Consider the following 25,800-nt stretch of genomic DNA (forward strand, 5'->3'; position numbering starts at 1 on the left):
AAAGTCCGCTACGTCCCGACCCGGCCGCAGGCTAAACTGCGCCCATCCCGCAAAGGAGTTGTCCCATGGCCGAGGCCATCGCCGCGACGCCCACCGGCGCCGCGAAGAGCAAGCTGTACCCCAGTGCGAAACAAGCCCTGCACGATGTGGTGGCGGACGGGCAGACCCTGGCCGTCGGCGGCTTCGGCCTGTGCGGCATTCCCGAGGCCCTGATCGGCGCGCTGCGCGACAGCGGGGTCAAGGGCATCACCGCGATCTCCAACAACGCCGGCGTCGACGGTTTCGGCCTGGGCCTGCTGCTGGAAACGCGCCAGATCAAGAAAATGATCTCGTCCTACGTCGGCGAGAACAAGGAATTCGAACGCCAGTTCCTGTCCGGCGAACTCGAACTCGAGTTCAACCCGCAGGGCACCCTGGCCGAGCGCCTGCGCGCCGGCGGCGCAGGCATCCCGGCCTTCTTCACCCGCACCGGCTACGGCACGGTCGTGGCCGAGGGCAAGGAGACGCGCGAGTTCGACGGCCACCATTACGTCATGGAAACCGCGCTCAAGGCCGACGTGTCGTTGGTCAAGGCGTGGAAGGCCGACAAGGCCGGCAACCTGGTGTTCCGCAAGACCGCGCGCAACTTCAACCCGGCCTGCGCGATGGCCGGCAAGGTCTGCATCGCCGAAGTCGAGGAACTGGTCGAGGTCGGCGCGATCGATCCCGATCACGTGCACCTGCCGGGCATCTATGTCGATCGCATCGTCGTCAATGCGACGCCGGAGAAGCGCATCGAGCAGCGGACGGTGCGGGCTGGCTGAGCAGGAGGGGCCGCGTCGTTTCGATTTCGCGCGTGCCGAGTCGACCGACGCCTTGAAGTCGAAGCGATCGTCGAGACTCTCCCGCCTGTCTTTCCGAGCTCGTAGCCGTTCGGCGTAGGCAGCTGCTGTCCTTAGCCGATCCGATTTTTCAGCTAATTACGGGAAAGCTGCCGGAGCCTATCGCGGCAGACCGATTTTCTCCGCTGATGATCCATTTGCGTCCACCTATACAGGAAGAACACTCAATGTCTTGGACTCGCGATGAAATGGCGCAACGCGCCGCGCAGGAACTCACCGATGGCGCCTACGTCAACCTCGGCATCGGCCTGCCGACCCTGGTCGCCAACTTCATTCCCGACGGCATGGACGTGTGGCTGCAGTCCGAGAACGGTCTGCTCGGCATCGGTCCGTTCCCGACCGAAAGCGAAATCGACGCCGATCTCATCAACGCCGGCAAGCAGACCGTGACCGCGCGTCAGGGTGCGAGCTACTTCGGCAGCCACGACAGCTTCGCGATGATCCGCGGCGGCCATATCGACCTGGCGATCCTCGGCGCGATGCAGGTCACCGACAAGGGCGACCTGGCCAACTGGATGGTGCCCGGCAAGATGGTCAAGGGCATGGGCGGCGCGATGGATCTGGTCGCCGGCGTCAAGCGCGTGGTGGTGCTGATGGAGCACAGCGCGAAGAACGGCGAGCACAAGATCCTGCCCGAATGCACGCTGCCGCTGACCGGCCTGGGCGTGGTCGATCGCATCATTACCGAGCTGGCGGTGATGGACGTGACCGAGCGCGGTCTGGTGCTGGTCGAGACCGCTCCAGGGGTGAACGAAGACGAACTGCGGGCCAAGACCGGAGTGCCTTTGCTCGCCGCCTGAACAGCGCAGTGGCGGCCTCGCGAGGCCATGTACAGCAGTTCATCCGCAAAATTGAGACGAGGTTCTCAATTGATGTCGCGTGCGTTTTCGACGGCCATTGAAGTATCTCCGCCACGGATGCAGGATGCGGCGCTGCTTTTATTTGGCTGGTCGCGATGCGCAATTTGGCTTTCCTGGGGATGCTGGTCCTGTTCGTGGCCGGCTGCACGTCATCCGACTCCGGTCGTTCCTCAGTCGGTCCAAGGCTTGCGAGCGGAGCGGCGACGCCCGCTCCGGCAATGGGGACGGCACCGAGTCCATTCGCAGATCCGGTATCGGCGCGGCTTGCGACGCGACGGGCCGCCGCGGCCGGCTTCGCACGTCTCCCCGATCGCGGCGATTTGGCCGTTTATCCGCCCAAACAGCCTGCACTCTCCGAAGGCGCCTATACCTGGCATCGCGTCGAATTGAGCGAGGAGCACGCGCTCGCCGCGATCGCCGGCGGCCATTTGCGCATCACCACGCCCTCGGGCGAAAAACTCGACTTCCGTTACGAGCGCCATGTCGAACATCCGAGCGGCGACTGGACCTGGGTCGGACGCATCGAACGTGGCGGCCTCGCCCAAGAGGCCATCATCACTTTCGGCGAACGCGCCGTGTTCGGCAGCATCGCCCAGCCCGGCAAGCCCGCGCTGAAGTTGACCTTGCGCGACGGCAAGTCCTGGTTGGTCGAGACCGATCCGGCGAAGCTGGCGCTGATCGACAACGCGCGCGGCCCCGATAACGCAGACGACTATCTGATACCGAGCGCGGCGGCGAAGGCATCGAGCGTCGCGCCGACCAGCGCTTCGATCGGCGCCGCCGAGACCGCGGCCGACGGCCAGGTCCTGGTCGATGTCCTGGTCGGTTACAGCAACGGTTTCGCCACCGGCTTGGGCGGCGCGTCACAGGCCGTCACCCGGCTCAACTACCTGGTCGAAGTCACCAATCAGGCCTACGTCAACAGCCAGATCACCGCGCGTATCCGCATGGTCCACGCCATGCAGGTCAACTATGCGGACAGCTCCGACAACGGCAGCGCGTTGGAAAAGATGACCGGCACGCGCACGACGCCGGTCGATCCGGCCTTCAATGCACTGCGTGCGGCGCGCGACCAATACGGCGCCGATCTGGTCTCGTTCGTGCGCAAGTACGATCGCACTGCACAGGACGGTTGCGGCATCGCATGGTTGCTCGGCGGCGGCCAGCAACCGATCACCACGTCATCGGCGCCCAACGGTTATTCGGTCGTCAGCGATGGGCGCCAGAACGACGGCGGCACGACCTATTTCTGCCGCGACGAAACCTTCGCGCACGAATTGGGCCACAACATGGGCGCGCAGCACGATCGTGCGACGGCCTCCTCGGGCGGCAGCCTGCAGTACGGCGCTTACGCGTATTCGTTCGGCTACAAGGCCGGTGCCGGCAGCGGCAATTTCTACGACATCATGGCGTACGGCGATCCGGGCCAGACCTCTTATCGGGTTTTCTCCAATCCGCGACTGACGAGCTGTGGCGGTTTCGTATGCGGCGTCAGCGGTCAAGCCGATACGGCGCAGACCCTCAACCAGACCATGCCCATCATCGCGACGTTCCGCGCATCGACTGTCGTCGATACCGCCAAGTCCGGATGGATGGTCGGCGTCGGAGGCAAGTGCCTCGACGTGCGAGGCAAAGCGACTTCTGCTGGCTCTGCGATTCAAGTCTGGGATTGCAGCGGCGAAGTCCACCAGCAGTGGTCTTTCGCTAACGAGCTCGGAGCGATCATCGGCGTGGGCAGTGGCCGTGCGCTCGACGTAGCGGCCTACGGTACCGCGAACGGATCGCAACTGCAGTTATGGGATTCAGCCGGTACCAGCAATCAGTCTTGGTACTTCAATGGCTCGGCTGTCGTGGCCAGCGGTGGACGGGTGCTGGACGCTGCCGCTGGTTCTTCCGCTAATGGCACTCTTATCCAGCTTTGGGACAGCAGCAATACGCCGCATCAGACATGGTTCTTCGACTCTCTCAGTGGAGAAATCAAAGGTAAGGACGGGAAATGCCTCGATGTCCAAGGGGCCGGCACCGCGTCCGGTACTCCGGTGCAGTTGTGGGATTGCAACTCGAATCCGCAGCAAAAATGGCGATTGGGTGCGAGAGGGCAGATCCTCGGTTACGGTAACAATTGCCTCGAAGTCGCAAATGGTCGGTCCGACAACGGAGCTCCGGTCAGGATGTGGCAGTGCAATGGTCTGCCCCATCAGTCGTGGGCGCTGCGCGGAGAAATCCGCAGCCGGCTCAGCAATCGCTGTCTCGACGATCCCGGCTACGGGCAGTACAACGGATCCAGAGTGCATATGTGGGACTGCCACCTCGGACTGAATCAACGCTGGACATTTTATTGGAAGTAACCGAGCCGCGTTCCATTTCTACGTATGCAGACCGATGGTGTTGCGTGCGAACGATGGAATCAAAAAACGGCGCGATCATGACTGATCGCGCCGTTTTCGTTTTTCGGATTGCTGGCTGTAATACCGCTCAGAGGTTCTGGTAATTCGGCCCCGCGCCGCCTTCCGGGGTGACCCAGTTGATGATCTCGTACGGGTCCTTGATGTCGCAGGTCTTGCAGTGCACGCAGTTCGCCGAGTTGATCTGCAGGCGCTTGGCGCCGGCTTCTTCGACGATCTCGTAGACGCCGGCCGGGCAGAAGCGCGTGCAGGGGTTGCCGTATTCCTCGGCGCACTGGGTGATGCAGATGTTGGTGTCGGCGACCTTGAGGTGCACCGGCTGGTCTTCGTCGTGCTCGGTCGCGGCGAAGTACACCGAGGCCAGGCGATCGCGCGGGGCCAGGCTGCGGTCGACGTAGTCGCGCTTGGGCTGTTCGGCTTCGCCCAGCTTTTGCAGCGACGACCAGTCGGGTTTGTTCTTCAAAGTCCACGGCGAAAGTCCGCCGGTGACGGTTTCCCAGGCGGCGTTGAGCATGCCGAACCACAGGCCGCGCTTGAACGCGGGCTTGATGTTGCGGACCTTCTTGAGCTCGGCCATCGCGTCGGAGGCGCGCAGCTTGGCGTCGAAGCCCTCGCTGCTCAGCGACTGCGCCAGGTGTTCGGCGGCGAGCATGCCGGAGCGGATCGCCTGATGGGTGCCCTTGACTTTGGGCACGTTGAGCAGGCCGGCGGTATCGCCGATCAGCAGGGCGCCGGGCATCTCGACTTTCGGTAGCGACTGGTAGCCGCCGGTCACGATGGCGCGGGCGCCGGCCGAAACGAGGGTCCCGCCCTCGAGCAGCGGCTTGACCATCGGATGGTTCTTCCACTGTTGGAAGGCCTCCCACGGCTTGTAGTCGGGGTCGCGGTAATCCAGGCCGCTGACGTAGCCGAGCGCGATGCGGCCCTTGTCGAGGTGATACAGGAAGCTGCCGCCGTAGGTGTGGCTGTCGGCCGGCCAGCCGAAGCTGTGCACGATCTTGCCCGGGCTGACCCGGTCTTCGGGCACCTGCCACAACTCCTTGATGCCGATCGAATAACCCTGCGGGTCGCTGTCGGCATCGAGCTTGAAGCGTTTGATCAGGCGCTTGGTCAGATGGCCGCGCGCGCCTTCGGCGAACACGGTGACCTTGGCGCGGATGTCGATGCCGGCGGTGAAGCCGGACTTGTGGCTGCCGTCCTTGGCGATGCCCATGTCGCCGATGCGCACGCCGGCGACGCGGCCGTCGGGGTCGTGCAGGGTCTCGGCGGCGGCGAAGCCGGGGTAGATCTCCACGCCCAGGGCTTCGGCCTGCGGCGCCAGCCAGGCGCACATCGCGCCGAGGCTGACGATGACGTTGCCTTTGTTGTGCATGCCCGGCGGCACCGGCAGCTTGCGGCCGCCGCTCTTGCTGAGCAGCCAGAACTCGTCGTCGGTGGCCGGCACGCAGATTGGCGGCGGGTTGTCGCGCCAGTTCGGCAGTAGCGCGTCCAGGGGGCCGGTCTCGATCACCGCGCCGGACAGGATGTGCGCACCGATGGTGCTGGATTTTTCGATCACGCAGACCGACAGCTCCGGATTGAGCTGCTTGAGCCGGATCGCGAACGACAGCCCGGCCGGGCCGGCGCCGACGGTGACGACGTCGTATTCCATGACGTCGCGTTCGATTTCGATGGCTGGCGTGTCGGACGGCTGGACCGTATCGATCGGCTGTTCGCTCATGCTGGCGGGACTCTGGCGTGCGATCCGCCTATTGTCGCGGGTTTGCGGCGGCAGCGCCAAATCGGCCCGGACCGGCGTCGCATTGCGCCGGCGTTTAAAACGCTTTGCGTACTGTTGCGCACGCGTTCCCGGACGATCGCGGCGACGGGCGTATGGCGCCCGGCTGGCCGGGGCCGGGCCGGCGCAAGATCCGGATCGCGAGGCCCGCGCGACGCGTGCTAGCGTGCCGCCATGCCCTTGCAACGCCTGCCTCTGGAAGACGCCGAACTGGCTTTCGATCCGCACTGGCTGGAGCGCCACGCCGCCGATGCCCTGCACGCCGCCCTGGTCGAGGACATCCGCTGGGAGGTGCACCGCATCCGCCTGTTCGGGCGCGAGCACGATTCGCCGCGGCTCAGCAGTTGGATCGGCGATCCCGAGGCGCACTACCGGTACTCCGGCGCCGACTTCCGCCCGCATCCCTGGCCGGCTGCGCTGGCGCCGATCCGTGAGCGGCTGATGAGCGAACTCGGCGTCGGTTTCAACAGCGTGCTCGCCAATCGTTACCGCGACGGCCGCGATGCGATGGGCTGGCACAGCGACGACGAGCGTGAGCTCGGGCGAAGGCCGGTGATCGCGTCCCTGAGCCTGGGGGCGACGCGGCGTTTCGCACTCAAGCACCGGCGCCGCGCAGAGCTGAAGGGTGCGCTGGAACTGGGGCACGGCAGCCTGCTGGTGATGTCGGGGCCTACACAGGCGAATTTTCGCCATGCGCTGCCGCGCACGGTGCGTCCGGTGGGCGAGCGGATCAACCTGACGTTTCGGGTGATCGGGCCGCGGGCTTGAGATGGTCTTGGCTTTGCGGTGGCTTGCGTCGCAGTTGAGTCGGCGCGGTTGCGGCTTGCGCCGCTCCTACTCAAGAGCCAGCGCGGCCGGGCGTCCTCCGCTTACGGCCGCTGCCAGGCGCGGACGTAATCGACCCAGGTGGTCGCCGATTGCGTCGTCGCCGCGGGCGGTTTGCCCGCGTAGACGAAATGGTCGATCAGGATCGAGGTGTCGATCTGGCTGACGTTGGCGGTGGTGCGCACCAGTCGGCCGTCGATGTAGAAGCGCGTCGCATCGGGGGCGATGTCGGCGCCGTAGACGTGGTAGCCGGCGCTCGGGTCGAAGCCGGGCGCGTGGATGTAGCCGTCCAATTGCTCGACGCCGTTCTTGATCACGTACTGGTTCAAGTACAGCCGGCTCTTGTTGTCGGAGTAATACTCGAACACGTCGGTCTCGTTCCATTGCTGCGCGCCGGGGGCCTGGAAGGTCCAGAACGCAGGCCAGAAGCCGGCTGCGGCCGGCAACTTCATGCGCGCTTCGATGAAGCCGTAGCGGAAGTTGTAGCGCTTGTGCGAGGACAGCAGGCACGAAGTCCAGTCGTAGCGGCGGCCCGAAGGCGAAGTCGCGGTCTCGCGCTTGGCGAGCATCGACAATACGCCGTTGCCGACCGAACAGTTCTTGCCCTGGTTCCATTCCAGTTGCTGATTGCCGGGGTTGCCGTGGCCGTGGTCGGCCTCGGCCGAAGAGTCGTCGGCCCACTTAGTCCAATCGACGGCGCTGCCGTCGAACTCGTCGCCGAAGCGATAGACCCAGTTCGTGCCGGCGCCGAGCGGGCGCGTCGCGGTCGGGTCGGTGACCGGCGCCGCGGTTACGGCGAAGCTGCGTTGCGGCGCCAGATCGGTCCAGCGCCCGTTGGCGTAGTAGGAAACCCAGTAACGATATTGGCCGACCGGGAAGCGGCCGTTGCCGGTGAGTTCGCGCACGCTGGTGCCCACCGTATAGCCGCTCTGGTGGCCGAGGTCGAAGTTGCGGTCGGCGCCATCGCGCACCGCGAACACGATCTGCTCGTAGGTGACCGGTTGCGGGTTCGCCAGCTGCGCACCGAACAAGACGTTGGTAGTGGTGTCGGGCGCCTGCACGTCGCGGCCGAGCGCATGCAGCGGCGTCGCGCCGATGGTTTCGTAGTCGATGGTGCCGGGCGGCGTGGCCTGGGCCAGACCGGCGCAGACGATCAGTTCCAGGGCCATCGCAAGTGCGAGCAGGGCGCGCCGGGCGCTGGCGCGACGGCGTTGCGAGAACGGTGCGGTCATGCCTATCCCCTGTGTGCGCCACGACGGCGCCAGGGCAGTCTAGGTAGCGGGTCCAGGGCGGCTTGTGTCGCCGGTCACCGCGTACATTCTTGCGCAAAGCCTTCACGCGATGTTCGCGAGAGGCCGGCGCCGCGGCGGCCTGGGGAAGGGTGCGGCCGCGACGGCCGCAACGCGATCAGCGCTTGTGGGTCTTGTCGTGCGCGTCGCCCGAGGTCAGCGTCCAGCCGGCGATCTGGCCGGTGATGGTTTCCAGCGAGCGCTCGAACGCTTCGACCACGTCGGGCACCGCGGTGGTCGCGGCCGGTTGCGCCTGCAGGAAAGTGTGCGAGGCGACGACCTTCTGATCGGCGTTGTGCATCAGCTTGGCGTTGATCTCGATGGTCGCCGACGGCACCGCCGCACCCTGGCCGTAGTCGGACTCGAAACGGCGCATATCGAGCACCAACTTGTAGTCGCCGCCGATGCCGCTGCCCTGGCGCGCGACCGCGGCGATCTTGCCGGAGTCCTCGAGCGTACGCAGCAGCGCGTCCTCGATCATGCTGCTCGGCAGCTTGGCCCAGGCCGCGCCCTTGTAGACCTCGATCTCGTTGCCGGTCGGGCGCACCGCGATGCGCAGGCTGTCGATCATGCGCGCCGCGTTCGGCGTGCTCAACGCCAACTGCCAGTTCGCGCTCGGCCAGGACGGATCGGCCTGCACGCGCGGATCGGGCGCGTACTGGACGGTCGGCGTCTTCGGCTTCTCGCCGAGGATCGACGAGCAACCGGCCAAGGTCAGCGCGGCCGCGCTCGCGAGGAGCCAACCGAAGCGACGTACGCAAGCGAAGCCGCAGGAAGCTGCATTGAATCGGAAAGTCTGAGTCATGATCGTCTTCGCAACATGAGTCGAAGGTTCGCCGCTACGCTCGGCCGGCCACGCAGTCGATAAGCACGCACTCGATAACCCAGCCAAGCGCCTCATTTAGGCTCGAATTCCTTGGTCGCATCGCGGCCCAGCAGGTAGCGGGTCGGGTTGCTGTCGAGACGGTCGCTGATCCGGCGCAGGTCGCGCACCAGCGAGCGCAGTTCGCTCAGGGTCGGGCCGAGCTGGGCCAGGCCGTCGTTGGCGAAGCTGCTGATCGCGGCGCGGTTGTCGGTGAGGATGCCGTTGGCGCCGGTCGCGGCCGAGTCGAGTTTGGTCAGGGTGCTGTCGAGCTTGCTAATCAAGCCCGGCAGCTTGTCGACCAGTTCGCGGTCGACGCTCTCGACCGCGCGGTTGGTGGTGTTGAGGGTGACGGCGAGCTGCTCGCTCGACTTGCGCGCGTTGGTGATCAGCGCGCGCAGGTCTTCGCGTTGGCCGGCGATCGAACCGGTCAGCGATTCGATGTTGGCCAGCGTGTTCGACACGTGCTTGACGTTGTCGTCGCTGAGCACCTGGTCCATGCGCGCGACCAGGCGGTTGGCGGTGTCGGCGATGTTCTGCAGCGCCGAGGCCTCGGTCTGGATCACCGGGATGTCGCTGCTGCGTTCGGCATCGGCCAGCGCCGGGCTGTTCGGGCTGCCGCCGGTGAGCTGGATGATCGGGCTGCCGGTGATGCCGGTCAGCGACAGCTTGGCGCGGGTGTCGGTCTTGATCGGCGCGTCGGCCTGCAGGCGCAGCTTGGCGATGACCCGGCGCGGGTCGTCCGGTGCCAGGCTCAGCTGCTGCACGGTGCCGACCGAGATGCCGTTGTACTGCACGGTGCTGCCCTCCGACAGGCCGGTGACCGGTTCGTTGAAGATCACCGCGTACTCGCGCCAGCTCTTCTCCGAGGAGTACTTGGCCGCCCACAGGGCGAACAACAGCAGGAACAGCGTCACGACGATCGTGAACGCACCGATGAGGACGTAATTGGCCTTGGTTTCCATCAGGCACCTTTGAACGACGGGGCGTTGCCGTGTTTCATGGCCGGCATCATGCCAGCATGGGATAGGTAAACGCGGTGAAATGAATGAGGTTGAGGCCGAAGTGGGCGAGCACGGCGCCGAACAGGCCGCCCTTGCGATAGGCCCAACCGTAAGCCAGGCCGGCCAGGCTCGCCAGCAACACCCAACGCCAGCCGCCGCCGGCATGGACCAGGCCGAAGGCCAGCGCCGACAGCATGGTCGCGTAGGTCGCGCCGTGGCGCAGCTCGCGCCAGCGCCGCTGCAAGGCCTCCTGCAGATAGCCGCGGAACATGGCCTCTTCGGCCAGTGCGACCAACAGCAGATTGTTGAGCGCCCAGGCCGGGCCGAAGGTCGGCCACTTCGGCGCCCAGGCGATCACGCCCAGCGCCAGCGCCAGGCCGAGGCAGAGCAGCGCGGCCACGGCGGCGCCGATCAGCCCGGCCGACAGCGAGGCGGCGAGCGGGCGTTCGCCTTCGCCGAAGCGCTTCAGCAAGGGCCAGCACAGCAGCAGCCAGAACCCGGCCAAGGGTTTGTCGAAATTGAAGTACAGCGACATCGGCGCGGCATCGGGCGTCAGCCGCAGATCGGTCAGCCATTGCGGGTTGTGGAAGCCCGGCATCAGGTGCAGGCCCAGGGCGAAGGCGACCAGCACGAACAGCACATGGCCGGCGATGCGCCAGCCCCTGCCGCGCGTCGGCCGTACCAGCGAGGCGGCGAGGCCGAGCAGGGCGAAGGACACCAGCGCGATGGGATCGAGCAGCCCGCGCAACAGCGCGCCGGCCACCACCGCGCCGAGCAGGAGCAGGCTGGCCGCGCGCGCCTTCGGCCACCACAGCAAGGCCGCGGCGGTGCACAGCAATCCCCATAGCGACACGCTCCACAGCGCGTCGGCCGGCAGTCCCCAGGCGCTCATCGAGGCGGCGCATCCGCGAGGTTCTGGTCGCGCGCGACCTGCGCGGCGCGCGCGCGCGGGCCGTGGAAATACTCTTGCACCCAGGGGTGGTCGAGCTTTTCGACTTCGGCGATCGGCGCGCAGGCGATGACTTTCTTGTCGGCGAGCACGGCGATGCGGTCGCAGATCGCGTACAGGGTGTCGAGGTCGTGGGTGATCAGGAACACGGTCAGGCCGAGCGCCTGCTGCAGGGTGCGGATCAGGCGATCGAACGCGGCCGCGCCGATCGGGTCGAGGCCTGCGGTGGGCTCGTCGAGGAACAGCAGCGGCGGATCCAGCGCCAGTGCGCGCGCCAGGCCGGCGCGTTTGCGCATGCCGCCCGATAGCTGCGAGGGCAGCTTGTCGATCGCGTCGGCCGGCAGGCCGGCCAGCTTGACCTTGAGCAGCGACAGTTCGTAGCGCAGCGAATCGGGCAGGTCGCTGTGGTACTCCTTCAGCGGCACCTGCACGTTTTCGCCGACGGTCAGCGACGAGAACAGCGCGCCGTCCTGGAACAGCACGCCGGTGTTGCGCTCGATCTCGCGGCGCAGGCGCGGGTCGGGGTTGCGCGCATCGATGCCCAGTACTTCGATCTCGCCGGCATCGGGCTTACGCAGGCCCAGGATAGACCGCATCATCACCGACTTGCCGGTGCCCGAGCCGCCGACCACGCCGATGATCTCGCCGCGCCGCACGTCCAGGTCGAGGCCGTCGTGCACGACCTGTTCGCCGAACCGATTGACCAGGCCGCGGATGCGGATGATCGGGGCGTCGTCTTCGGGACTCGGGACTCGGGACTCGGGACTCGTCACAGCGCTCTCTCCGCGTCGGGCACGCACGCGCCCGCAAGCCGCCTTGCGAGTCCCGAGTCCCGAGTCCCGAGTCCCCGCTTCACCAGCCCATCTCCATGAACCAGATCGCGAAGAAGGCATCGAGCACGATCACCAGCGAAATCGCCTGGACCACGCTCGAGGTGGTGCGTTCGCCGACCGACTGCGCGGTGCCCTCGACCTGCAGGCCTTCCAGGCAGCCGATCAGGCTGATCAGCAGGGCGAAGATCGGCGCCTTCGACAGGCCCACCAGGAAATGCCGCAGTTGCATGGTGTCGTGCATGCGCGCCAGGTATTGCTGCGGCGGAATGTCCAGGCCGTAGGCGCCGACGGTGAGGCCGCCTAGCAAGCCGGCGACCATGGCGATGAAGGTCAGCAGCGGCAGCATCACCAGCAGGGCGAGCACGCGCGGGATCACCAGCAGGTCGATCGGGTCCATGCCGAGGGTGCGGATGGCGTCGACCTCTTCGCGGCTGACCATCGCGCCGATCTGCGCGGTGAAGGCGCTGGCGGTGCGGCCGGCGAGCACGATCGCGGTCAGCAGCACGCCGAACTCGCGCAGGAAGGCGATGCTGACCAGCTCGACCACGAAGATGGTCGCGCCGAAGTCCTTGAGGATGGTCGAGCCGAGGAAGGCCACGACCGCGCCGACCAGGTAGCACAGCAGCGCGATCAGCGGCACCGCGTCGAGGCCGACCTGCTCCATGTGGTGGACCGTGGCGGTCGGGCGGAAGCGGCCCGGGTCCTTGAACAGACGCAGCATCTTGACCAGGGTTTCGCCGAAGAAGGCGACCAGGGCCAGCACTTCCTTCCAGTTGTCGGTGACCGCGAAGCCCAGGCGCGCGAGCGCGGCCTGGAAGCCGTACTCGCGTTTCTTCTTCGGGCGTTCGTCGGCGACGTCCTCGATCGCGCTGACCAGGGCGCGGTGACTGTCGTGGAAGCTGAAGGCGGTATCGAAATCGAGCTCGTGCCGGCGCGCATAGCGCATCAGCTGCAGCACGCCGACCGAGTCGAGCCGTTCGACCCCGCTGGCGTCGATCTGGGTGGCGCCTTCCGGGGCGCCCTTGAGCGCTTCGGAGATATGGATCGCGTGCTCGAGCGTCCAGCATCCGGAAAGGCGTAGCCGCGAGGGCGCTTGGCCATCGGCGGTGATTTCCGGCGCGTGCGTGGTCGGTACGGTCATAGAGCCTCGGGCGGAGAATACAGGCTAGTGACGGCAAGGTGAGTGTCACGTGCAGCGCCGGCCGACCGACTGACCGACCGAAGCCCGAACCGGTCGCGCGGCCCGTCTGCCCAGCGGCGCGCGCGCATGCGATGCTTCGCCGCTATGTCGACTCCGCATCCGCTCAGCGCCACCAGCTATGCCGCCCGCATCGCCTTCGTCGTCGAGCTGGCCGAGCGCTTGCACAGCTATGGCACCACCGCCCAGCGCCTGGAGGGGGCGGTGACGGCGGTCGCGCAGAAGCTGCGTCTGGAATGTGAGCCGTGGTCCAACCCGACCGGCCTGATCCTGACCTTCAGCGATCCCAACCGGCCGCTCGGCGACAGCGACACCACGCGGGTGATCCGGCTGCCGCCCGGCGAGAACGATCTGTACCGGCTCAGCGAGACCGACCGCATCGCCGAAGAGGTCATGGCCGGGCGTCTCGACCTGGCCGCCGGCCACGCTGCGCTCGAACAACTGGACCGGCCGCGCAGCAAGCGCTGGCGCGCCATGCAGGTGGTCGCCTATGGCCTCGCCGCCGGCGCGGTCGCGAGCCTGCTGCGGCTGCCGTGGCTGGACATCGGCGTGGCCGCGATCAACGGCCTGATGATCGGCCTGCTGGTCGACATCTCCGGCTCGCGCCCGCGCTTCAAGGAAGCGCTGGAAGCGATCGCGGCGATGTTCGCGGCCAGCATGACCGTGCTGGTCGCCAGCTTCATCGCGCCCTTGAACCAGAACACGGTGATCATCGCATCGCTGATCGTATTGCTGCCCGGGCTGGCCCTGACCAATGCGGTCAACGAGCTGACCAGCCAGCACCTGGTCTCGGGCACGGCGCGCTTCGCCGGCGCCCTGACCACGGTGGTGAAACTCGCGGTCGGCACGGTGATCGCGCTGTACCTGACCGACCTGATCGGGCTGCAGCCGCAGATCCGTGCTTCGCGTCCGCAGGAGGCCTGGGTCGAGTGGTGCGGCATCGCGATAGCCGCCTACGCGTTCGCGGTGTTGTTCCGCGCCCATCGCAGCGATTATCCCAAGGTCATGGCCGCGGCTGCCGGCGGTTATCTGATTTCCCGCTTCGTCGGCCTGGCCTGGGGCAGCCCGGCCGGGATATTCCTCGCCGCGCTGACCCTGACCGCGGTCGGCAATGCCTATGCCCGTTGGGGTAATCGGCCCGGCGCGATCATCCGCGTGCCCGGCATCATCATGCTGGTCCCCGGCAGCGTCAGCCTGCGCGGCCTGTTGTCGATGATCCAGCAGCAGGACGTCAACGTCGGCCAGGATGCGGTATTGGCCGTGCTCAATATCCTGCTGGCGCTGATCGCCGGGCTGATATTCGGCAATCTGTTGCTGCCGGCGCGGCGGAATCTCTAAGCCCGGGCCGCGGATTTTCCCGCGCCCACAAAAAAGCCGGCGCAAGGCCGGCCTCTTCGCTGCGCATCGCCGATTACTTGATCAGGAAATCGTCGATCTTGCGACCCGCGGCGACGTACGCGGCCAGCCAGCGCGGCTGTTTGCCGCGGCCGGTCCAGGTTTCCGCGGTATTGCCGGGGTTGCGGTACTTCGGTGCGACCTTGCCGAGCGGCTTGCGGGCCTTGCGGTCCGCGGCAGCGGGCTTGGGGGCCTTCGTCGCCTTGGTGGCGCGGCTGCTGGGCGCGGCGGCGCCGAACAATTCTTCGAGGGTGTAGCCCTCGGTCTTGAGCAAGGTCGCGACCTTCTTGCGCACTGCAGCAATGGGCTTGCGCTTGTTGAGGGTGGTCTTGCGTTTCTTGGCCTGGCTGATCAGTGACTCGAGTTCTTTCGCGGACAACGTGGAGAGATCGATCGACATGGAGCCTCCGGGGAGTGGGTTCGGATTTTGGCCAGTCCCTGGCGCGCGGCGGAATAGTAAAGGCACATTCCCTCCGCGTAAATGTGCCGAAGGTCCGTGTAGATATTCGCGTTCTTATAGGGGGCGAATCCATCGGATTCGCCGTCGACGCGTGGATTAATGTAATCGGGTATTGGCCGCGGTGCTAACTGCACGAAGGTAGTAGGCAGGCATGTCTCGTCGCGGCCCCGTCCCGTCGTGCCGCCGGGCGCGGTTTGCAATGTATTTGCCATAAACCGCGCGCACCGTACGGGCGGGCGGTATTCCGGTTGTTACCGATAATCGATCGGTGCCGCTCGTGCCCGCTGCAGGCCATCCCCGACTTATCTCGCCCGACTTACCTCCCGGACTTACCTCCCCGACCTATTCCATTGGGGCAGGGAGGTAAGCGGCAAGGTAATCGCCGGGCTTATCCGGCGATCCGCGCCAGCACCGCGGCGCGGTCGAGATTCTCGGCTTCGCTGGCGCGGCGGTGGCGGTATTCGAAACTGCCCGCGGCCAGGCCGCGCTCGGACACCACCACGCGGTGCGGGACGCCGATCAGTTCCATGTCGGCGAACATCGCGCCCGGGCGCAGGCCGCGATCGTCGAGTGCGGCATCGACTCCGGCCGCCAGCAGTTCCCGGTACAGGGCCTGGGCGGCTTCGCTCACCGCGGCGTCGTTCTTGGGGTTGATCACGCACACCACCGCCTGCCACGGCGCCATCGCCTCGGGCCAGGCGATACCGGCCTCGTCGTGGTTCTGTTCGATCGCCGCGGCGACGATGCGCGACACGCCGATGCCGTAGCAGCCCATCGCCGGGGTGGCGGCCTTGCCGGTTTCGTCGAGCACGGTCAGCTTCATCGCTTCGGCGTATTTGCGGCCGAGCTGGAACACGTGGCCGACCTCGATGCCGCGGGCGATGCCGAGCGTGCCCTGGCCGTCGGGCGAGGGATCGCCGGCGACGGCGTTGCGGATGTCGGCGACCTCGTCGGGTTCGGCCAGGTCGCGGCCCCAATTGGTGCCGGCCAGGTGGTAGCCGTTTTCGTTGGCGCCGACCACGAAGTCGTGCATCGCCGCGACGCTGCGGTCGGCGATCACGCGGATGGTCTTGATCGGCTTGACCGGGCCCAGGAAGCCAGGTTGTGCGCCGAGGTGTTCGAGGATCTCGGCTTCGGTGGCGAGGCGGTATTCGGCCAGGCCGGCAAGCTTGGACAGCTTGATCTCGTTGACGATGTGGTCGCCGCGCACCAGCGCCAGCACGAACTGCGGCTTGCCTTCGCCGTCGGCACCGACGATCGCGACCGACTTGACCGTGCGCGCCAGGGCGATGCCCATCAGCGCAGCGACGTCTTCGCAGGTCTTCTGGGTCGGCGTGTCGACCTTGCGCAGGGCCTCGGCGGCCGCGGCGCGCGCATGCGGCGCCACCGCTTCGGCGAGTTCGACGTTGGCGGCGTAGTCCGAACCGTCCGAGAACGCGATCGCGTCCTCGCCCGAGTCGGCCAGCACGTGGAACTCGTGCGAGGCGCTGCCGCCGATCGCGCCGGTGTCGGCGAACACCGCGCGGAACTTCAGGCCCAGGCGGGTGAAGATGCGGCTGTAGGTGTCGTACATGTTGCGGTATTCGCGATCCAGGTCCTGGTCGCTGAGATGGAAGGAGTAGGCGTCCTTCATCAGGAACTCGCGCGCGCGCATCACCCCGAAGCGCGGGCGGATCTCGTCGCGGAACTTGGTCTGGATCTGGAAGAAGTTGACCGGCAGCTGCTTGTAGCTGGCCAGCTCGTTGCGGGCGAAATCGGTGATGACTTCCTCGTGGGTCGGGCCGTAGCAGTACCAGGCTTCCTTGCGGTCCTGGATCTTCAGCAGTTGGCCGCCGAATTTCTCCCAGCGCCCGGTCTCTTCCCACAGCTCCTTCGGCTGCACCGACGGCATCAGCACTTCGATCGCGCCGGCGGCGTTCATCTCCTCGCGCACCGCGCGCTCGACCTTGCGCAGCACGCGCAGGCCCAGCGGCGACCAGGTGTAGAGGCCGGCGGCGAGCTTGCGGATCATGCCGGCCTTGAGCATCAGCTTGTGGCTGACGATTTCGGCTTCGGCGGGCGTTTCCTTGCTGGTGTGGAGATGGAATTGCGACAGACGCATCGGCTGGGGTTCGCGTACGTGGAAAGCGAACAGTTTGCCATGCCGAGGCGGTGGCTCCGTCCGTCGGGATGGGTCGGGCCGGTCCCCGGAGCGGCAGCGGCCGGTCCGGGGAGGGATGGGCGGCCTGGATCAGGCCGCCGGGGGCGTGCTCATGAGCAACTGGTGCTCAGGCCGCAGGGCCTGGATCAGGCTTCGCCCTGCTTGGCGGTCGACGAACGCGCCGGCGCCGGTGCCGCGGTCGGGGCCGCCGGCTGCGTGCAATAGGCCTTGACCGCCGACTCGGCGAGTTGGACCTGGGCCGCGCGCTGCTGCGCGTCGAGGACGTTGTCGGGCTTGCCGTCCCGGTTGGCGTCCACGCCGACCGAGGCCGAACTCTGCAGTTGCTTGAGGTTGCCGCGCGCGGTCAGGCACTGGGCGTTTTCGGCCGGGGCATCCTCGCTGGCGGACTGGGCCGAGGTGGCGGTGCCGGACTTGTTCTTGATCACCCGGTTCTTGACCCCGCCCTGGTTCGGCGGCGGCGAATCGGAGTAGTGGGTGACGCCGTTGGCGTCCTTCCACTGGTACAGCTCGGTGGCAGCCGCCGGCGCGGCCAGCAGGGCGATCAGGACCGCGCTGGCGGCGAGCGCCGGAAAGGCGCGAAATAGCGAGTGGCGGGACGGGCAGGGCATAGCGAAGCTCCGAGGCAGGCAAACGGAACGGACGGCGTAAAGCCGGTCGAGCGGGGGAAGCGACGATTGCAGCATCCTGCCGAGGCACAGGCAAGCGCTACACTTCCCAGTTATGGAACCCCATCACACGCCCCGCCCGCGCGGACGCGGCATTTACCTGCTGCCCAACCTGTTCACCACCGGCGGCCTGTTCGCCGGCTTCTACGCGATCATCGCCGCCACCCAGGGCCGCTTCGACGAGGCCTGCATGGCGATCTTCATCGCCGCCATCCTCGACGGCGTCGACGGCCGGGTCGCGCGCCTGACCAACACCCAGAGCGAATTCGGGGTCCAGTACGACTCGCTGGCCGACCTGATCAGCTTCGGCCTGGCGCCGGCCCTGGTCATGTACCACTGGGCGCTGGAGTCGACCAAGCTCGACGGGGTGATCCCCGGCAAGATCGGCTGGATCGGCGCCTTCCTGTATGCCGCCTGCGCGGCGCTGCGCCTGGCCCGCTTCAATTCGCAGGTGGGCCAGGTCGACAAGCGCTGGTTCATCGGCCTGGCCAGCCCGGCCGCGGCCGGGTTGGTGGCGAGCTTCGTGTGGACCTGCCACAGCTTCGACCTGGTCGGCGAGCAATTGCGCTACGGCGCACTGGCCCTGACCGTGGTGGCCGGCCTGCTGATGGTCAGCCGCATGCGTTATTTCAGCTTCAAGGGCAGCGGCCCGCGCAACGACCGGGTGCCGTTCCTGGCGATCCTGATCGTGGTGGTGGTGGTGATCGCGATCGCGATCGACCCGCCGCGCGTGTTGCTGGCGATCTTCGCGCCGTACGCGTTGTCCGGCCCGGTCTCGGCCGTCTATCGGCGTCTGCGGCGCACGCCGCCGGCCGAGGCCGGCCCGCCATGAGCGCGTTGTGGAGCGCCGAGCAGCGCGAATGGCTGCAGGCGATGGGCCACTCGGTGATGACGCTGGCTTCGGACAAGGTCGAGGAGCCGGCGGTCGTTGCACGCGAGGCCTCGGTGCCGGCCGCTTCGACCGAAGCGGTCGCGACCGCAGAGCGCGCCGAGCCGGCGCGCCCGGTCTCCCCCGGACGAAGCGCGGGCACCGGCGATGCCTTGCTGCGCGCCGTGCTGCGCGCCGCGCGTCGCGGCGCCGACGATCCGACCGTGTTGGCGCTGTTCGATGCGCAGGCGCTGCGCGGCGATGCCGCCGCCAAACGCGCGCTATGGCCGCAATTGCGGGCCCTGCGGCGCGGGAGCGCGACGAGGTGAGCGCGCAGGCGTCCGAGTTCGATCCGGCCACGGCGCCGGCCGCGTTGCGGCCGATGCGCGAGGACGATCTCGAAGTCGTCCATGCCATCGAGATCCGCGCCTACGAGTTCCCCTGGACCCCCGGCATCTTCCGCGACTGCCTGCGCGCCGATTACCCGGCCTGGGTGCTGTCCGAAGGCGAGCGCATCATCGGCTACTTCCTGATGAGTGTGGCGGCCGGTGAGGCGCACGTGCTCAACGTCTGCGTCGCTCCGGAGGCGCACGGCCACGGTTACGGCCGCAAGCTGTTGCGCGCGCTGGTCCACATCGCCCGCGGCCGCGGCGCCGAACGGGTGTTCCTGGAAGTGCGTCCGTCCAATTCCGGCGCGATCGCGCTGTACCACAACGAAGGCTTCAACGAGATCGGCCGCCGCCCGCGTTATTACCCGGCACGCGGCGGACGCGAGGACGCCCTGGTCATGGCGATCGAGCTGTTTCCCGAGGAATAACCGGCCTTACAGGTTCCGCCGGCGCGCGGTCACGGCGCCTGCTTCAGGGCCGCCAGGATCGCCGGCTTCAGCGCTTCGATCGACGCGTCCTCGCTTTGATCGGCCTGCACATACAGACCGCTCAGAAACGCGGTCAAATCGTGACGGCGACCGAGCCAGCCGGCGTAGTCGGCGCGGTCGAGTTTGCCGACCTTCGCCGATAACGCGGCGAACCAGGCCTGCCAATCGGCAGCCGACAGCAGCCCGCGCTTGGCCGTGAACAATAGCGGCCGGGACAGGCGTTCGGGTTCGCCGAACACATAAGCATGACCGTTGCCCGGCACCGCCTGGGCCGCGACCGCGGCCAGCATGCGCTGGTACTGCGCGCGTTCGAGCGCGGGATTCAAGCTCAGTTGCATCAGCCAGTCGGCGCCATGGGCGACGCCGTGGCGCCAGCCTTCGCCTTCGCCATAGCCGCGGTAGTCGCGCACCGATTCGACGTAGGCCGCAGCGCGTTCGACCATCGCCGCTCTCTCCTGCGGCGTCATCCACGGCTTGATCCGGTCGGTGCGTGCGACTTCCGACAGCGCCAGGGCCGCGAACGGTTTGCCGAAGCCTTGCGGGTCGTCGCCGTCGAGCGATGCGTACAACGAATCGCGCATCGTTCGCAGCGCGCTCGCGTCGAAATCGCCGCCGCGCATCCACTGGCTCAGCGCTTCGAAGGCGATGCCGTCGCGGAGCTCCGGATCGGAGGCAGAGAGGCAGCCGATCAGACCGGTCGCCAGCGTTTGTTTTTCCGCTGGATCGGGCAAGGCGAACTGGCGTGCTTTCAGGGCTTGCAGGGACGCCGCGGTATGCCCGGCAGGCGGGCAGACGCCGGCGAAGGCGGGTGCGGCTAACAGGCAAGCGCCGAACAAGAGGACGAGACGCATGGACTTGTTTCCCCCGGGACTAGGGGCAGCCTAGGTCGCGGCGTTGCAGCGCCGCAAGGGCCGGGATTGTGGGTTGGTGCGGGTGCTTGGGGTTCGATGGGGTGGAGCAAGAGCAAATCCCCCCTGCCCCCCTTTTTCAAAGGGGGGAGTGCGCATGGCTGAGGCTTGAGGTTCGGCGCTTTAGTTTCGGGAATGGGGAATCGGGAGCCGGAAGGCGAGGTTGAGCTCGGGCTTCCGGTCTCGGTATCCAGAACGCGGCACGTGCTCGCACCTCGTCGAGTAGCCACGCCTTTCCCCCCTTTGAAAAAGGGGGGTAGGGGGGATTTAGCTTCTGCCTTTCGCCAAAAACTGAGGGCACAAAAAAAACCGTGGCCAAGCCACGGTTTTTTGAACGACCGGCGCCGGGACGGCCGGGACGACGCCCGGGCCGGCTCAGCCCAGCTTGGTGCGCTGCGCAGTCAGGCTTTCCAACTGAGCGTTCCAGTCGACCAAGCGCTTGCGCTCTTGTTCGACCACGGCGACAGGGGCGTTCTGGACGAAGGTTTCGCTGGCGAGCTTGCCCTGGCATTTGCCGATTTCGCCGGCGACGCGCTTGATCTCCTTGTCCAGGCGCGTGCGCTCGGCACCCAGGTCGACCAGGCCTTCGAGCGGCACCAGCAAGGTCAACTCGCCGACCACGGCCGAGGCCGCAGGCGGCGCGTCGTTGGCGTCGGCGACGAACTCGATGCTTTCCAGGCGATTGAGGAAGCGCAGTTGCGAGTCGAAGCGCGCGGCACGATCGCGATCGGCGGCATCGCCCTTAGCCAACAGCAGCCCGACGTTCTTTTGCGGCGAAACATTGAGCTCGCTGCGCACCTTGCGCAGGGCCGAGACCATGGCCTTCAGCCACTCCACGTCGGCCTCGGCCTGGGCGTAGTCGGCGCCGAAGTCGGCGGCCTGCGGGTACGGGCGCAACATGATCGTGGTCTCGGCGATGCCGAGCTTGGGCGCGACCTGCTGCCACAGTTCTTCGGTGACGAAGGGAATCAGCGGGTGCAGCAGCGACAACAGCCGTTCGAGCACGTACAGCAAGGTGTGGCGGGTGCTGTCGGCGGCGGCCGCGTCCTCGCCCTGCAGGGCCGGTTTAGCGAGTTCGACGAACCAGTCGCAGAACGCGTTCCAGGCGAACTCGTACAAGGTCTGCGCCAGCAGGTCGAACCGGTAGGCGGCGAAATGGGTCTCGGCTTCGGCCGCGGCCTTCGCCAACTGCGCCAGGATCCAGCGCTCGGCATCGGTCTTCGGCTGCGGCGCGCCCGAGAAATTCGCGTCTTCGGTGTTCATCAACACGAAGCGGGTCGCGTTCCACAGCTTGTTGCAGAAGTTCTTGTAGCCCTCGGCGCGACCCAGGTCGAATTTGATGTCGCGGCCGTGGGTGGCCAGCGCCGAGATGGTGAAGCGCAGGGCGTCGGCGCCGAAGCTCGGGATGCCGTCGGGGAATTCCTTGCGCGTGGCTTTCTCGATGCGCGCGGCGTCCTTCGGGTTCATCAGGCCGATGGTGCGCTTGGCGACCAGGTCTTCGAGCTCGATGCCGTCGACCAGGTCGATCGGGTCGAGCACGTTGCCCTTCGACTTGGACATCTTCTGGCCGTCCTTGTCGCGGACCAGGCCGGTGATGTAGACGTCCTTGAACGGAATCTGCCCGGTGAAGTGGTCGGTCAGCATGATCATGCGGGCGACCCAGAAGAAGATGATGTCGAAGCCGGTGACCAGCACCGACGACGGCACGAAACGCTCGAACCCGCGCGCGCCCATGGTCGCCGCATCCGGCCAGCCCATGGTGCTGAACGGCCACAGGCCGGAAGAGAACCAGGTTTCCAGCACGTCGTGGTCCTGGGACAGGACGACGTCGGCGCCGATCCCGCCGCGCGCACGCGCGTCGGCTTCGTCGCGGCCGACGTAGATCTTGCCCTGCGCGTCGTACCAGGCCGGGATGCGGTGGCCCCACCACAGCTGGCGGCTGATGCACCAGTCCTGGATGTTTTCCATCCAGTGGCGGTAGGTGTTGATCCAGTTCGCCGGGACGAAACGGATATCGCCCTGCTCGACCAATTGCAGGCCGCGCGCGGCCAGGTCGTCCATCTTCACGAACCACTGGTCGGTCAGATAGGGCTCGATCACCTGGTTGGTGCGGTCGCCGCGCGGCACCTGCAGCTTGTGCGGTTTGGTCTCGACGAGCAGGCCTTCGGCTTCCAGATCGGCCAGCACGACCTTGCGCGCTTCGTAGCGGTCCAGGCCGACGTACTTCGCCGGGGCGTTGTCGTTGACCGCCGCTTCGGGAGTGAAGATGTTGATCATCGGCAGGCTATGGCGTTGGCCGACCGCGTAGTCGTTGAAGTCGTGCGCCGGCGTCACCTTGACCACGCCGGTGCCGAACTCGCGGTCGACGTAGGCGTCGGCGATGACCGGGATCACCCGGCCGCTGAGCGGCAGGGTCACGGTCTTGCCGATCAGGTGGGCGTAGCGCTCATCTTCCGGATGGACCATGACCGCGGTGTCGCCGAGCATGGTTTCCGGGCGCGTGGTGGCGACCACCAGGGTGGCGCTGCCGTCGCTGAGGGGGTAAGCGATCGACCACAGGAAGCCGTCTTCTTCTTCGTTGACGACTTCCAGGTCGGAGATCGCGGTCTTCAGCACCGGGTCCCAGTTGACCAGGCGCTGGCCGCGGTAGATCAGGCCTTGCTCGTGCATGCGCACGAAGGCTTCGATCACCGCTTCGGAGGCGATCGGGTCCATGGTGAACATCGAGCGCGACCAGTCGCCGGAGGTGCCGAGGCGGCGCATCTGGCGTTCGATGGTGTCGCCCGACTGGCCCTTCCACTCCCAGACTTTCTCGATGAAGCCGTCGCGGCCGAGGCTGTCGCGGGTCAGCCCTTCGCGGCTGAGGTTGCGCGCCACCACCATTTCGGTGGCGATGCCGGCATGGTCGGTGCCCATCTGCCACAAGGTGTCGTAGCCGCGCATGCGGTGATAACGGATCAACGCATCCTGCAGGGTGTGCTGGAACGCATGGCCCATGTGCAGAGTGCCGGTGACGTTCGGCGGCGGCAACAGGATGGAGTAGGGCTCGCCCTCGCCGCGCGGCTTGAATACGCCGCTGCTCTCCCACTGTTCGTAGAGGCGGGCTTCGAACTGCTTGGGGTCGTAGCTGGAGGCGAGGGACATGGGGGCCGGGATTCGTTATTCGGGATTTGGGATGGGTTGAAGCAACAGCGAACGAGTAAAAACTTAACGAGCAGAGTGCCGGTCGGAACTGGGCGGATTCGCTTTACGAACCCCGAATCGCCAATCCCCGCCTCTCACATATCGTGCTTGTTGAGGGTCAGCCCGCGGGCCTGGTACTGCTTCCAGCGCTCGCGCAGCGGGCCGCGCCCGGAGTCGTCGGCGGGCACCACCTCGAGCACGCGGTCGAAGCCGTCCTGCACCGGGGCGTCGCGCAGGTTGATCACCAGCGGCCGCAGCGGCGCGTCGACTTCGGGCGCGGCGATCAGCACCTCGGCCTCTTCCTCTTCGAGGTCGGCGCCGGCGATCTGGTGCGGGATATAGGCGTCTTCGCCCATGTCCCACAGCATGTCGTCGAGCGCTTCGGCCTGTTCGGCGTTGCGCGCCAGGATCAGGGTCGGCAGGCCGGCGTCGTGGGCCTTGCGCGCCAGCTCGCAGACCAACCGCAAGGGTTGTTCCTTGAAGCGCGGCGTTTGGATCAGATAGAAGTCAGCGCGGGCCATGGGCGGGTATCAACCGGTATATGCGGCTGAGCCGCCGAAAACGAAATAGCCCAGCAGGGCGCCGCCGATGTTCAGGGCGAACCAGCCGAGCAGGATCAGGAAGAACGCGCCGACTGCCTTGAGCTTGCTTCCCGCCGGCCGGGTGCGGGCCAGATAGATCGGCACGAACAGCATCGCCAGCACGACGATGCCGATGTTCATCCACGGCGAGCGGCGATGGCCGAACTCCTGCTGATCGCCATGCAGCCACATGAAGATCCAGAACAGGCCCAGCGCCACGAACAGCCAATCCACCAGGGTGAAACCGGCCTGCGCAGGCGGCGACATCGAGTAGATGCCGCTGGCCAGGCCGGTGATCGCCGCGAGGATCAGCGCATTGCGCTTCATCGTCAGGCGGTGCGCTCGAGCAGCCACTGCGAAAGCAGGCCGACCGGGCGGCCGGTGGCCAGGCCGCGCTTGCCTTCTTCGTTGGAGACGCCGGCGATGTCGAGGTGCGCCCAGCGCTGGCCTTCGGTGAAGCGCGACAGGAAGCAGCCGGCGGTGATCGCACCGGCCCAGCGGCCGCCGATGTTGTAGACGTCGGCGAAGGTCGATTCGAGCTGGGTCTGGTACTCGTCCCACAGCGGCAGGCGCCAGGCGCGGTCGAAGACCTGCTCGCCGGCGCTGGTCAGCTCGGCGGCGAGGTCGTCGTCCTTGCTCATCAGGCCGGTGGCGAACTTGCCCAGCGCGACCACGCAGGCGCCGGTCAGGGTCGCCACATCGAGCAGGGCTTGCGGTTCGAAGCGCTGCGCATAGGTCAGCGCATCGCACAGGATCAGGCGGCCCTCGGCGTCGGTGTTGCCGACTTCGATGGTCTTGCCGGACATGCTGGTCAGCACGTCCGAGGGGCGGTAGGCGTCGGCGTCGGGCATGTTCTCGACCGCCGGCACGATCACCACCAGGTTGATCGGCAACTGCATGCCGACCGCCGAGACGAAGGTGCCGAGCACCGAAGCGGCGCCGCACATGTCGAACTTCATTTCCTCGATGCCGCCCTGGACCTTGAGGTTGATGCCGCCGGTGTCGAAGGTGATGCCCTTGCCGACCAGCACGTAGGGCTTGGCGTCGCCGCCGTTGTCGTACTTGAGCACGATCAGCTTGGGCGGATTGGCCGAGCCGCGGGCCACGGCGAGCAGCGAGCCCATGCCGAGCGCCTGCATCTGCTCGCGGTCCAGCACTTCGCACGAGGTGTTGTCGAAGCGGCCGGCGAACTCCTGCGCCTGCTCGGCCAGGTAGGCCGGGTTGCAGATGTTCGGCGGCAGGTTGCCGAGCTCGCGCGCGAACGCAACGCCGGCGGCGATCGCCTGGCCCTGGGCCAGGGCGGTGGCGTCGTCGCCGCGGATCGACAGCTTGCGCAGGCCGGGCTCGTCTTTCTTTTTGCCGAGGGTGGCGGTGTAGCGGTAGCAGGCATGGTCGGCGGCGATGGCGGCCTGGCGGATCGCCCAGGCGGCGTCGCGGCCGGTCACCGGCTCTTCGCTGAGGGTCAGCAGCGCATGCTCGACCGGGCCGGCCTTGAGCGCGCGCGCGGCGTCGCCGACCGCCTTGAGATACTGGGCGACGCCGAACTTGCCGGCTTCGCCGAGGCCGATCACCAGCACCCGCGGCGCGGTCACGCCGGGCAGGTCGTGGAGCAGGGAGGTCTTGCCGGTCTTGCCGCTGATGTCGCCCCGTTCGAGCAAGGCCGTCAGGCGCCCGCCGCTGACTTCATCCAGCGTTCGCGCGGCAGCCGTCAGGGTCTTGTCGGCGAAGGCGCCTACCACGACGCAATCGGTTTGAGCGGCCGCGAGCGCGTCGCGGTTCAGGTCGAATTCGAGGGTCATCCAACAGATTCCCAGCAGCC

General features: G+C 67.0%; 23 protein-coding genes. 8 read left to right on the forward strand and 15 right to left on the reverse strand.

Annotated features, from left to right (window positions below; all coding sequences use genetic code 11):
* Window positions 1-65: 65 nt before the first annotated feature.
* The 3 genes from ACTOWK_RS02945 (at window position 66) to ACTOWK_RS02955 (ending at window position 4,089) form a co-directional block, all read left to right on the forward strand.
* A complete protein-coding gene (locus tag ACTOWK_RS02945) occupies window positions 66-803 on the forward strand; it encodes a CoA transferase subunit A (RefSeq protein ID WP_441328704.1) in 738 nt (245 codons plus the stop codon).
* A 245-nt stretch (window positions 804-1,048) separates the two neighbouring features.
* Complete coding sequence (locus tag ACTOWK_RS02950; RefSeq protein WP_441328705.1) at window positions 1,049-1,681, forward strand: CoA transferase subunit B; 633 nt, start codon at window positions 1,049-1,051, stop codon at window positions 1,679-1,681.
* A gap of 155 nt (window positions 1,682-1,836) precedes the next feature.
* Window positions 1,837-4,089 carry a ricin-type beta-trefoil lectin domain protein gene (locus ACTOWK_RS02955; protein ID WP_441328706.1) on the forward strand — a complete coding sequence of 751 codons (2,253 nt, stop codon included), beginning with the start codon at window positions 1,837-1,839 and terminating at the stop codon, window positions 4,087-4,089.
* Window positions 4,090-4,216: 127 nt separating this feature from the next.
* Here the strand turns inward: ACTOWK_RS02955 and ACTOWK_RS02960 are convergent, their stop codons facing one another.
* The gene (locus tag ACTOWK_RS02960) at window positions 4,217-5,866 is read right to left on the reverse strand and encodes an electron transfer flavoprotein-ubiquinone oxidoreductase (RefSeq protein ID WP_441328707.1); all 1,650 of its coding nucleotides are present in this window, start codon (window positions 5,864-5,866) and stop codon (window positions 4,217-4,219) included.
* 231 nt (window positions 5,867-6,097) lie between these two features.
* Here ACTOWK_RS02960 and ACTOWK_RS02965 point away from each other — a divergent pair, with 231 nt between their 5' ends.
* Complete coding sequence (locus tag ACTOWK_RS02965; RefSeq protein ID WP_441328708.1) at window positions 6,098-6,691, forward strand: alpha-ketoglutarate-dependent dioxygenase AlkB family protein; 594 nt, start codon at window positions 6,098-6,100, stop codon at window positions 6,689-6,691.
* Window positions 6,692-6,792: 101 nt separating this feature from the next.
* On the opposite strand, the gene ACTOWK_RS02970 is transcribed toward ACTOWK_RS02965, so the two are convergent.
* The 6 genes from ACTOWK_RS02970 to ACTOWK_RS02995 form a co-directional block, all read right to left on the reverse strand.
* On the reverse strand, window positions 6,793-7,980 hold the full coding sequence (locus tag ACTOWK_RS02970; protein ID WP_441328709.1) for a glycoside hydrolase family 16 protein: 1,188 nt from the start codon (window positions 7,978-7,980) through the stop codon (window positions 6,793-6,795).
* A gap of 175 nt (window positions 7,981-8,155) precedes the next feature.
* Entirely contained in the window at window positions 8,156-8,842 is a 687-nt protein-coding gene (locus ACTOWK_RS02975; RefSeq protein ID WP_441328710.1) for an ABC-type transport auxiliary lipoprotein family protein, read from the reverse strand.
* A gap of 92 nt (window positions 8,843-8,934) precedes the next feature.
* On the reverse strand, window positions 8,935-9,864 hold the full coding sequence (locus ACTOWK_RS02980; RefSeq protein ID WP_441328711.1) for an MlaD family protein: 930 nt from the start codon (window positions 9,862-9,864) through the stop codon (window positions 8,935-8,937).
* Window positions 9,865-9,910: 46 nt separating this feature from the next.
* Window positions 9,911-10,795 (reverse strand): CPBP family intramembrane glutamic endopeptidase, encoded by an 885-nt coding sequence (locus ACTOWK_RS02985; RefSeq protein WP_441328712.1) that lies wholly within the window; start codon window positions 10,793-10,795, stop codon window positions 9,911-9,913.
* Window positions 10,792-11,625, reverse strand: a complete 834-nt coding sequence (locus ACTOWK_RS02990) for an ABC transporter ATP-binding protein (protein WP_441328713.1) — start codon at window positions 11,623-11,625, stop codon at window positions 10,792-10,794. Before ACTOWK_RS02990 ends, ACTOWK_RS02985 begins: the two co-directional genes overlap by 4 nt.
* A gap of 79 nt (window positions 11,626-11,704) precedes the next feature.
* Window positions 11,705-12,826, reverse strand: a complete 1,122-nt coding sequence (locus tag ACTOWK_RS02995) for an MlaE family lipid ABC transporter permease subunit (protein ID WP_441328714.1) — start codon at window positions 12,824-12,826, stop codon at window positions 11,705-11,707.
* A 126-nt stretch (window positions 12,827-12,952) separates the two neighbouring features.
* On the opposite strand from ACTOWK_RS02995, the gene ACTOWK_RS03000 reads away from it, so the two are divergent.
* Window positions 12,953-14,221, forward strand: a complete 1,269-nt coding sequence (locus ACTOWK_RS03000) for a threonine/serine ThrE exporter family protein (RefSeq protein ID WP_441328715.1) — start codon at window positions 12,953-12,955, stop codon at window positions 14,219-14,221.
* Window positions 14,222-14,294: 73 nt separating this feature from the next.
* Here ACTOWK_RS03000 and ACTOWK_RS03005 read toward each other — a convergent pair whose 3' ends face one another.
* From ACTOWK_RS03005 to ACTOWK_RS03015, 3 genes are all read right to left on the reverse strand, one after another.
* The gene (locus ACTOWK_RS03005) at window positions 14,295-14,678 is read right to left on the reverse strand and encodes an H-NS histone family protein (protein ID WP_441328716.1); all 384 of its coding nucleotides are present in this window, start codon (window positions 14,676-14,678) and stop codon (window positions 14,295-14,297) included.
* Between the two features lie 448 nt (window positions 14,679-15,126).
* Entirely contained in the window at window positions 15,127-16,839 is a 1,713-nt protein-coding gene (locus tag ACTOWK_RS03010; protein ID WP_441328717.1) for a proline--tRNA ligase, read from the reverse strand.
* A gap of 185 nt (window positions 16,840-17,024) precedes the next feature.
* Window positions 17,025-17,507, reverse strand: coding sequence for a DUF4124 domain-containing protein (locus ACTOWK_RS03015; protein ID WP_441328718.1), 483 nt, complete (start codon window positions 17,505-17,507; stop codon window positions 17,025-17,027).
* A gap of 112 nt (window positions 17,508-17,619) precedes the next feature.
* Between ACTOWK_RS03015 and pssA the strand changes: the two genes are divergently transcribed.
* From pssA to rimI, 3 genes are read left to right on the forward strand one after another with little or no spacing between them, the layout of a single operon-like run.
* Window positions 17,620-18,396, forward strand: coding sequence for a CDP-diacylglycerol--serine O-phosphatidyltransferase (pssA, locus tag ACTOWK_RS03020; RefSeq protein WP_441328719.1), 777 nt, complete (start codon window positions 17,620-17,622; stop codon window positions 18,394-18,396).
* The gene (locus ACTOWK_RS03025) at window positions 18,393-18,761 is read left to right on the forward strand and encodes an alanine acetyltransferase (protein ID WP_441328720.1); all 369 of its coding nucleotides are present in this window, start codon (window positions 18,393-18,395) and stop codon (window positions 18,759-18,761) included. The genes pssA and ACTOWK_RS03025 overlap by 4 nt, the downstream gene beginning before the upstream one ends.
* A gap of 53 nt (window positions 18,762-18,814) precedes the next feature.
* Window positions 18,815-19,249 carry a ribosomal protein S18-alanine N-acetyltransferase gene (gene rimI / locus ACTOWK_RS03030; protein WP_057919919.1) on the forward strand — a complete coding sequence of 145 codons (435 nt, stop codon included), beginning with the start codon at window positions 18,815-18,817 and terminating at the stop codon, window positions 19,247-19,249.
* 29 nt (window positions 19,250-19,278) lie between these two features.
* Here rimI and ACTOWK_RS03035 read toward each other — a convergent pair whose 3' ends face one another.
* From ACTOWK_RS03035 to ACTOWK_RS03055, 5 genes are all read right to left on the reverse strand, one after another.
* Window positions 19,279-20,160: a DUF2785 domain-containing protein gene (locus ACTOWK_RS03035; RefSeq protein WP_441328721.1), complete on the reverse strand. Its 882-nt coding sequence runs from the start codon at window positions 20,158-20,160 to the stop codon at window positions 19,279-19,281.
* Between the two features lie 432 nt (window positions 20,161-20,592).
* The gene (locus tag ACTOWK_RS03040) at window positions 20,593-23,361 is read right to left on the reverse strand and encodes a valine--tRNA ligase (protein ID WP_441328722.1); all 2,769 of its coding nucleotides are present in this window, start codon (window positions 23,359-23,361) and stop codon (window positions 20,593-20,595) included.
* 134 nt (window positions 23,362-23,495) lie between these two features.
* A complete protein-coding gene (locus ACTOWK_RS03045; RefSeq protein ID WP_441328723.1) occupies window positions 23,496-23,921 on the reverse strand; it encodes a DNA polymerase III subunit chi in 426 nt (141 codons plus the stop codon).
* Between the two features lie 9 nt (window positions 23,922-23,930).
* Window positions 23,931-24,308, reverse strand: coding sequence for a hypothetical protein (locus ACTOWK_RS03050; protein WP_441328724.1), 378 nt, complete (start codon window positions 24,306-24,308; stop codon window positions 23,931-23,933).
* A 2-nt stretch (window positions 24,309-24,310) separates the two neighbouring features.
* On the reverse strand, window positions 24,311-25,780 hold the full coding sequence (locus ACTOWK_RS03055; protein WP_441328725.1) for a leucyl aminopeptidase: 1,470 nt from the start codon (window positions 25,778-25,780) through the stop codon (window positions 24,311-24,313).
* Between the last annotated feature and the right edge of the window lie 20 nt (window positions 25,781-25,800).

This window comes from Lysobacter sp. CA196, from assembly GCF_052078695.1.
GTDB lineage: Bacteria > Pseudomonadota > Gammaproteobacteria > Xanthomonadales > Xanthomonadaceae > Lysobacter.